This is a genomic window from Streptomyces sp. NRRL S-337 (assembly GCF_000720175.1).
In the GTDB taxonomy this organism is placed as follows: domain Bacteria; phylum Actinomycetota; class Actinomycetes; order Streptomycetales; family Streptomycetaceae; genus Streptomyces; species Streptomyces siderophoricus.
Genome location: NZ_JOIX01000140.1, coordinates 1 through 8,212, shown reverse-complemented (window position 1 = coordinate 8,212; position 8,212 = coordinate 1). Strand labels below are relative to the sequence as shown.

Here is an 8,212-nt window from a genome sequence, read left to right as displayed (position 1 = left end):
CACTGGTCACACTTCCGCAGACGCAGCCAAGCCCGAGCCCGCCACTGCCACTACCAACGCCGAGGCCACAACCCCCACATGCGGTTGCAGTACTAAGGGGCGGTCAAACAGATTCCCTAGGGGAACGAAGCGCCCCTTGCAGGGCCACAACGCAACGGGAGGGCAGGCTATTCCCGCCACGCCGCCCCCTCGCCTCACCCCATACGCAAGCCGCTCCCTCACCCCATAGGCAAGCCGGCAAGTCGGCTCCTCACCCCATAGGCAAGCTCTCCCCCTGCACCGCCTGGATGTCCAGTTCGACCTTCAGGGTGGTGCCGATCGCGGCGATGCCGGCGGCCACGACCTGGTTGTAGTTCATCTTGAAGTCCTCGCGCCGCAGTTCGGCGGTGGCGCGGAAGGCCGCGCGGACGCCGCCCCACGGGTCGGGCCCGGTGCCGAGGTAGCTCAGGTCCAGGTCCACCGGGCGGACGACGCCGTGCAGGGACAGGTCGCCGTGCACGGTCCAGCGGTCCGGGCCGGCCGGTGACAGTCCGGTGCTGCGGTACGTGATCTCCGGGTACACCTCGACGTTGAGGAAGTCCTCGTTGCGCAGGTGCCCGTCGCGCATGCCGTTGCCGGTGTCGATCGACGACGCCTTGATGACCGCGTCGACCCGGGACTTCCCCAGGTCCTCGCCGATCTCGATGCGGCCGCTGAACTCCGTGAACCGGCCGTGCACGCTGGAGATGCCCAGGTGTTGGGCGACCGCGCCGACCGTGGAGTGCATCGGGTCGATGGTCCAGGCGCCCGGCGGCGGCAGCTCGGCCCCGCCCTGCCGGGCCAGCACGACGTTGCCCACCTCCATCCGGCCGCTCGCCGTCACGATCGCGCTGGAGGCGACCGGCGCGTAGCCGACGGCCGTCACGATGACCGTGTACGGGCCGGCGGGCAGCGGCGCCTCGCTGCGGACGGCACCGTCCTCGTCCGCCACGGCCCGCAGCACCTGCGCGCCCGTCATGTCGGTGACGGTCAGCACGGCGTGCTGCACCGCCCAGCCGTCCCGTGTGCGGACCTGCGCCCTTACGCCCGCAGCTCCCGCGCCCGTCGAAGTCATTGCCTCTCCCGTGTCTTGCTGGTGGTGTCCCGGCTCCGGGCTCCGGCTGAGCCGGGAGCTCGGGGAGCTCGGGGAGTGCCGGACCCCGGCGGTCCGGAAGCCCGGGTGTCGGACCCCGGCGGCGGCGTGCAGGCCGTCCCCTGCCTGTGCGCCACACCGCCGCCGGAGTCCTGGGGTCCGGTCCGGGACGCGCCTCCGCTCATCGCGCGTCCCGGCCCGGGGTCTTGCTGCCCGGGTTACTGCCCTGCCATTCCGTACGGCCTTCCCTACGGACCTGGCCGTAGGGAAGCCGGTACGGATCTGGCCGGTACGGACCTGGCCGTACGGAAGGTCAGCACGGAAGGTCCGTACGGATTGTCCGTACGCACGGCCCCGGGCCCCCGGTCAGTCCCCGGGGTGGGCGAGCTGGACGTCGTAGCCGTCGACCCCGCGGGCGTCGACCGCGAGACCGGTGGCCACCGGCGGGTAGCCGCTCGCGATGACCGTGTAGTCACCGGCGTCCAGGTCGGTGAAGGCGTACGCGCCGTCCTCACCGGTGGTCGAGGTGGCCACGACGTTGCCGGCCGCGTCCACCAGCGTCACCCGGGCGTCGGGCAGCGGGCGGCCGGCCCCGTTCGGACCACCCGCCCGTACGACGCCCTGCACCCGCGCGCCGGACAGCAGCTCGACCTCGACGCGGGTGGTGCCCTGGCCGCCGATCTCGACCGGCAGCGCGGCCGGCCGGTAGTTGGCGGCGTTCACCGCGACCGTGAAGGTGCCGGGGGCCAGCTCGTCGAAGGAGAAGTACCCCTCGGCGTCCGTCCTCCCGGTGGCCAGCACCTCGCCGCGGACGTCGGTGACGACGACCATGGCGTCCGCCACCGGCTCGCCGGTGACCGCGCTGCGCACCTGGCCGCCGAGGCCGCTGGTGCCGCTGAGCAGGATGTCGTAGCCGTACGGCTGGTCGCCGACGACGACCGTGGAGGCCTGCGGCTGGTGCCCGTCGGCCGCCGCGATCAGCACGTACGAGCCGGCGCTGGGCGCGTTCAGTACGTACGAGCCGTTGGCCTGGGCGACCGCCCGGCCGAGCTGACGGCCGCCGAGCGAGATCAGCGTGACCGCGGAGCGCGGGACGGGGTGGCCCTCCGCGTTGCGTACGAAGCCGTGGATGGCAGGTCCGGCGGGCACGGCGTCGCCGCCACCGGCCGAGGCGTAACCCTGCAGGGGCTGTGCGGCCGGCTGCGCCCACGAGGGGGTGTGGCCGGCGTCGTCCGAGGTCACCGGTGCGGCACCGACGAGGGCGGGCTCCCGCTCCCCGGCCGCGCCGCCCGCAGCGCCGGCGGCCTGCAGCGGAAGCGTCGCCTCCGACGGGGTCACCGACGGGCTCACCGACGGGGTCACCGACGAAGGGGCCTCCGCGCCCTTCTCCGCGTTCCCCGCGTTCCCCCCGTTCTCCGAGCTCTGGGCCAGTCCCCCACGAGTCTTCAACGCGACCTCCTTGATGAACAGGGTGAAGAGGAAGGCGAGCAGCGCGCAGGGCGCCGCGTAGAGGAACACATCGGCCACACCATGGCCGTAGGCGCTCTCCATGACGGTGCGCAGCGGCGCCGGGAGGGCGTCCAGGTCGGGGATGCCGCCGCCGCTCTTGGCGGCACCGTGCGCCGCGGCCTTGGCGGCCTTGGGGCCGAGTTCGGCCAGGCCGTCCTTGACGTAGTGGGTGACGCGGTTGGCGAGCACCGCACCGAGGGCCGAGACGCCCACCGCACCACCGAGGGAACGGAAGAAGGTCACGACGGACGAGGCGGAACCGAGGTCCGACGGCGCCACCTGGTTCTGCGTGGCGAGCACCAGGTTCTGCATCATCATGCCGATGCCGAGACCCATCAGCGCCATGAAGATCGCGATGTGCCAGTACTCGGTGTCGTAGCGGATGGTGCTCAGCAGGCCGAGGCCGGCGGTCAGCAGCACACCACCGGAGACCAGCCAGGCCTTCCAGCGGCCGGTCTTGGTGATGACCTGGCCCGAGACGGTCGAGGAGATGAACAGGCCGCCGATCATCGGGATCGTCATGATGCCGGACATCGTCGGCGACTTGCCGCGCGCCAGCTGGAAGTACTGGCTGAAGAAGACGGTGCCGGTGAACATCGCGATACCGACGAACAGGGAGGCCACCGACGCCAGGGTGATCGTCTTGTTGCGGAACAGCCGCAGCGGGATGATCGGCTCCTTGGCCTTGGTCTCGACGAAGACGAAGACCGCGCCGAGCACCACCGCGCCGCCGACCATCGCGGCGGTCTGCCACGACATCCAGTCGTACTTGTCGCCGGCCAGCGTCACCCACACCAGCAGCAGCGAGACCGCCGCGCTGATGAAGAACGCGCCCGCCCAGTCGACCTTGACGCCCTCGCGCTTGACGACCGGGAGCTTCAGGGTCTTCTGCAGCACGATCAGGGCGATCACCGCGAACGGCACACCCACGTAGAAGCACCAGCGCCAGCCGAGCCAGCTGGTGTCGGTGATGACGCCGCCGAGCAGCGGGCCGCCGACGGTGGCGACGGCGAAGGTGGCGCCGAGGTAGCCGCTGTACCGGCCGCGCTCCCGCGGCGAGATCATCGCGGCCATCACGATCTGGGCCAGGGCGGAGAGACCGCCCACGCCTATGCCCTGCACGACGCGGCAGGCGATCAGCATGCCGGTGTTCTGCGACAGACCGGCGACGATGGAGCCCGCGACGTAGATGACCAGCGCGAACTGCACCAGCAGCTTCTTGCTGAACAGGTCGGAGAGCTTGCCCCACAGGGGCGTGGTCGCGGTCATCGCCAGCAGCGAGGCGGTCACGACCCAGGTGTAGGCGCTCTGCCCGCCGTCCAGATCATGGATGATCTCCGGCAGCGCGTTGGACACGATCGTCGACGAGAGGATGGCGACGAACATGCCGAGCAGCAGCCCGGACAGCGCCTCCATGATCTGACGGTGCGTCATGGGGGCCCCGTCGGAGGCGTGGTGATGACCGCCTCCATGCTTGGCGTGGCCGCCCCGCACACCGGCTGGTGTGGTCGTAGCCATGTGGTTCCTTTTCATCCTGCGGGTGTACGGGTGCTGAGGTCGTTACGGGCGTGGAAGTCGTTACGGGTGTGGAAGTCGTGGTGTGCCCGGGTCCGGCAGTCGCCGAAGCTCGTACGGAGCCGGGCGAGCAGCTCGTTGAGGAGACCGACGTCGCTGTCGCTCCAGTCGCCGAGATACCGGGCGAGCGCGGCGGTGTAGCGCTCGGAGAGCTCCTGGAGCATCTCCGTGCCGCTCGGGGTCAGCCGCAGCAGCCGCGACCGCTTGTCCGCCGGATCGGGCTCCCGCTCGATCCAGCCGCGCTCGCAGACGTGCGCCACGTGCCGGCTGGTGACGGACATGTCGATCGCCATCAGCTCGGCCAGCTGACTCATCCGCATCTCGCCGTGCCGGTCGAGAAGGGTGAGCACGGCGGCCGAGGCGGGCGGGCAGTCCTGGGGCAGGATCCGCCCCATCTCCCGCTTCACGGCCCCGATGGCGCTGAGTTGCCTGGCCAGCTCCTCGTACTGACTGTGAGCGGCCACCGGCTCCTCCACGCATCCATCGCTCAGCTCGATCGCACTTCTTTTGTTGCTTGGGGCAACCATACGCACAGTTGGTTGCTGAAGGCAAACGATTGAGTGGCAGGTACAGGCAAAGGCTGCGCCAAGACCGCGTCCGCGATCCGTCAACGACCCCCGGGCCCGCGCAAAGCCGCAGGTCCGCGGGGTGGCCGGAATGCGACCCGCAAATCCCCACAACGCGACCACATCGCTCACGAGTGGCACACCTCACGCGGGCGGCCCTCCCCATCGGCCTGCCCGTCCCCCTCCTCACGCGGTCGCCCCACACGCGCCCCAGGGGTGCCCCTGTGCCACCGGTTCGCTAGGGTCCTGCCTCATGGCGACCAACCCGCAGAACCAGGCCGACGGGAACTACGACCCGGCGGGCAGCACGCAGATGTTCCGTGCCTTCGTGGACGAGGGCGGCACCCCCCAGACCGGCGGCCGCCGCGCCCCGGCCCCCCAGCAGTCGGCCGGCCCCCGCGTGGGCGTCATCGTCGGCGTCATCGTCGCCGTCCTGGTCATCGCGGGCGCGGCATGGCTGGCGCTGTCGTAACAAGTCGCCCTTGAGTTCCCGTTCTCGGTCTTACGAAGACGGGGCCCGGCGGTAACAACCGCCGGGCCCCGCTGCCTTACTCGCTCGTTGCCGCCGCTAACCCGCCTGCCCGCCCCGGCTCTCGACGATCCGCAGGGCGTCCCGCAGCGCTTCACACAGCCTGTGGACACAGAACCGGAGCTCGTCGGCCGACGGCTCTGCCGGGCCCCGCAGCAGTTCGGCCGCCCGCGCCAACACTTCCTCGCCGGTGCTCACCTGCACCTCTTCCATCTCGTCGGCGAGCTGCGACAGAAACCCGCCGTTGTCGTCGGCGGAGAGATAACACCGCTGCCCGTCCGGCCCGCTCCAGGGCAGCAGCCGCATCCCGCCGCGCCTCACGAAGCGACCGCCATGTCGATGTCACACAGAAAGGCCCGTTCCCGCCGGGCCTCCTGCCGCTCGTGGAGGAGGAGGTAGGGCCTTACGAGACGGGAGGCGTCACCGTCGAGGGGGGATTCGGGGCGGCGGGGTGGACGTTGGGGTGGGTGGTGATGGGGTGGCTGGGGGAGGGGGAGGGGGACGAGGCGGTGCCGCGCCCTTAACCGAGCGACGAGCCTGCGCATAAGGTTCCGCATGTCGACCTGCTTCCTCAGGTTGGCCATGCCCCGGGGGTGTTGGCGCACCCGCCGGGGTCTTTTCGTCGGCCAGCATATCTATGGGTGCTATAGGTGTCTACCACTGAAATATCTCGCTCGCTGTACAGCGCCTTGCTTAGCGTGCTCAAGTGATCGAATTCGCCCCGGACCGGCCCAGATGGCATCAGGTCGCCGATGTGATCCGCGAACGCATCGCTGAGGGCACGTACCCGGCCGGTGGTCGCATCCCCTCGGTGCTCCAACTTCAGGAAGAGTTCGGCATCGCTGGGGTGACAGCCCAGAAGGTGCACCGCGGACTGCGGGCAGAGGGGCTGATCTACACCGAGCCCGGTATGGGTTCGTTCGTCTCGAAGGAGCTCCGGGGAGAGCTCAAGCGTCCCAAGTGGGAGCAGATCGCCGACGTGATCCGCGAGCGGATTGCGGACGGCACGTACCCGCCGCAGCACCTGATCTCCGAGGTGCGCATGGAGCAGGAATTCGGCGTCGCGCGCGTGACCGTTCGTAAGGTCACGGCCGCCCTCCGGGAGGAAGGGCTCATCGTCACCACGCCGGGGATGGGGTCCTTCGTGACGCCGCAGCGGCCGGGTACCGGTCGGTGAACCAACCCCTAGGGAACGGTCGAACAGATCCCGTAGGGGTCACGCGGGCCCCCTGCTAGGGCCACAACGTTGAGGCCGGGTGCGGTATTCCCAAGGTCAGGATTCCCAAGGTCAGGCGCAAGAGTTGGCGTCAGTGCGGCACTCCCAAGGCCCGGCACATCAATTGGCGGCAGTGCGGCACTCCCAGGGCTAGGCGCACCAGTTGGCGGTAGTGACGCCGCGTCGGCCGGCCGCCGGGGGCGAGCCGGTGACCGGGCCGCCGAACGAACGACTTGCGCTTTCCGTTGCGTCAACTTCTACGTTCGTTCTCGAGGCCGGAGAGACCGGCCCGGCGATGAAAGGTACGGCACGGCCATGGCCTGGTCGATCGCGGACGTGGCCCGGATGTCCGGGGTGACGTCCCGGACCCTGCGGCACTACGACGACATCGGCCTGCTCGTCCCCGCGTACACCGGGGGCAACGGCCACCGCTACTACGGAGAGGCCGAGTTGCTGCGCTTGCAGCAGATCCTGCTGATGCGCGAACTGGGCCTGGGACTACGCGACATCGCGACGGTCCTGGAGCGCCAGGTCGACCAGGTGGCCGCGCTGCGTGAGCACCTGCGCAGGCTGGCGGCCGAGCGCGACCGGCTCGATGCGCTGGTCCGCACGGTCGGCCGCACCATCGCCGAACTGGAGGATGACAAGGACACCGACACCATGGAAAAGATCAACACCCCGGAGAAACTCTTCGTCGGCTTCGACACCGCGCGCCACGAGGAGACCGCCCGCGAGCAGTGGCCCCACCAGGCGGAGCAGTCGGCGCAGTTCGCGGCCACGCTCAGCGAGGCGGACATGGAGCGGATGCAGCGTGCGGCGACCGCCGCGATGGTCCGCATGGCGGAGCTGATGCAGGCCGGCACGCCGGTGAACGACCCGGCGGTACAGGCCGAGGTCGACGCCCACTACCAGGGCATCTGCCGGATGTGGACCCCGAACGCGGCCGCGTTCAAGGCCCTCGGGCAGAACTACGTCGACGACGCGACGTGGCGCGCGGCCTACGACCGGGTCGCCGCCGGCCTGGCCGAGTACCAGCGCGACGCGATGACGGCCTACGCCGACACCACCCTGAGCTGACCTCCCGCCAGCCCTACCGCCACCGACTGTCTGGGGGCTGCAGACCCCAGCAGCCGGGCACCCTTCCCGGAGCGCTGCGCCGTGATTCCCCCGCACTGGATCCGCCACCACCGCCACGAGGACAACGAACTCCTCGGCTATCTACGGCCTGTCGAGAGCGACCCCGGCCGGTACGTGCCGGTCAGCCTCTTCGGCCACCCGCTCGGCGACCCGAGCGAAGACGCACCCGCCCGCCGTTGCCTGGACCGCACCGGACTCGACTACCTGGCCCAGGACTGGCTGCTGTCCCTGCCCGACCACCCGGAGCCCGTCGCCGTCCAGATCGTCGAGGTCACCCCGCAGCAGATGCGGGTGCAGAACATCGACTACGGCTACCCGCGCGCGAACATCGGCCACATCTTCGTCCTCGACGTACCCATCGCCGATCAACTCCGCCCGCGCTGACGCCATTCCCCACGGCGCTGGCATGTCCACTGCCCCGCCCCCTCCACCTGCGGGGACGCGCGGTGCCGGGTCGGGCCCGGGCCCCTTAATACTGCAACCGCATGTGGTGTGACCGTGTGGGCTGGGGCTCGTTGGTGTGACTGTGTGAGAAGTCGCTGACGGTTGAGCAGATCGAGTCGTGGTCG

Annotated in this window: 8 protein-coding genes and 1 pseudogene; 5 read left to right on the top strand and 4 right to left on the bottom strand. The window is 70.2% G+C overall.

All coding sequences use genetic code 11. The annotated features are described in order from the left end of the window. Positions 1-250 precede the first annotated feature (250 nt). The 3 genes from IG62_RS0140470 to IG62_RS0140460 all read right to left on the bottom strand — a co-directional run bounded on the left by IG62_RS0140470 (position 251) and on the right by IG62_RS0140460 (position 4,659). Positions 251-1,093, bottom strand: coding sequence for a YceI family protein (locus IG62_RS0140470; protein WP_030816161.1), 843 nt, complete (start codon positions 1,091-1,093; stop codon positions 251-253). Between the two features lie 384 nt (positions 1,094-1,477). Beyond that, positions 1,478-4,138, bottom strand: coding sequence for an MFS transporter (locus IG62_RS0140465; protein ID WP_030816157.1), 2,661 nt, complete (start codon positions 4,136-4,138; stop codon positions 1,478-1,480). Between the two features lie 11 nt (positions 4,139-4,149). Continuing rightward, complete coding sequence (locus IG62_RS0140460; RefSeq protein WP_037840484.1) at positions 4,150-4,659, bottom strand: MarR family winged helix-turn-helix transcriptional regulator; 510 nt, start codon at positions 4,657-4,659, stop codon at positions 4,150-4,152. A gap of 355 nt (positions 4,660-5,014) precedes the next feature. Here IG62_RS0140460 and IG62_RS0140455 point away from each other — a divergent pair, with 355 nt between their 5' ends. Further along, positions 5,015-5,233 carry a hypothetical protein gene (locus tag IG62_RS0140455; RefSeq protein ID WP_030816154.1) on the top strand — a complete coding sequence of 73 codons (219 nt, stop codon included), beginning with the start codon at positions 5,015-5,017 and terminating at the stop codon, positions 5,231-5,233. Positions 5,234-5,329: 96 nt separating this feature from the next. Here the strand turns inward: IG62_RS0140455 and IG62_RS0140450 are convergent, their stop codons facing one another. Further along, positions 5,330-5,596: a hypothetical protein gene (locus IG62_RS0140450; protein WP_030816153.1), complete on the bottom strand. Its 267-nt coding sequence runs from the start codon at positions 5,594-5,596 to the stop codon at positions 5,330-5,332. A gap of 400 nt (positions 5,597-5,996) precedes the next feature. Between IG62_RS0140450 and IG62_RS48105 the strand changes: the two are divergent. From IG62_RS48105 to IG62_RS0140430, 4 genes and pseudogenes are all read left to right on the top strand, one after another. Beyond that, positions 5,997-6,203: pseudogene (locus tag IG62_RS48105) on the top strand (GntR family transcriptional regulator); the annotation flags it as partial. Further along, positions 6,201-6,467: a GntR family transcriptional regulator gene (locus IG62_RS43595; protein WP_051799245.1), complete on the top strand. Its 267-nt coding sequence runs from the start codon at positions 6,201-6,203 to the stop codon at positions 6,465-6,467. The pseudogene IG62_RS48105 and the gene IG62_RS43595, both read left to right, overlap by 3 nt. 354 nt (positions 6,468-6,821) lie before the next feature. Then, a complete protein-coding gene (locus IG62_RS0140435) occupies positions 6,822-7,583 on the top strand; it encodes a MerR family transcriptional regulator (protein WP_030816148.1) in 762 nt (253 codons plus the stop codon). A gap of 81 nt (positions 7,584-7,664) precedes the next feature. Further along, positions 7,665-8,027 (top strand): hypothetical protein, encoded by a 363-nt coding sequence (locus IG62_RS0140430; RefSeq protein ID WP_030816147.1) that lies wholly within the window; start codon positions 7,665-7,667, stop codon positions 8,025-8,027. Positions 8,028-8,212 lie beyond the last annotated feature (185 nt).

Bases quoted from the DNA above. Each gene is read 5' to 3' on its own strand.
- IG62_RS0140470 (WP_030816161.1), bottom strand. From the start codon at position 1,093: ATGACTTCGACGGGCGCGGGAGCTGCGGGCGTAAGGGCGCAGGTCCGC.
- IG62_RS0140465 (WP_030816157.1), bottom strand. From the start codon at position 4,138: ATGGCTACGACCACACCAGCCGGTGTGCGGGGCGGCCACGCCAAGCAT.
- IG62_RS0140455 (WP_030816154.1), top strand. From the start codon at position 5,015: ATGGCGACCAACCCGCAGAACCAGGCCGACGGGAACTACGACCCGGCG.
- IG62_RS0140450 (WP_030816153.1), bottom strand. From the start codon at position 5,596: ATGCGGCTGCTGCCCTGGAGCGGGCCGGACGGGCAGCGGTGTTATCTC.
- IG62_RS43595 (WP_051799245.1), top strand. From the start codon at position 6,201: ATGGGTTCGTTCGTCTCGAAGGAGCTCCGGGGAGAGCTCAAGCGTCCC.
- IG62_RS0140435 (WP_030816148.1), top strand. From the start codon at position 6,822: ATGGCCTGGTCGATCGCGGACGTGGCCCGGATGTCCGGGGTGACGTCC.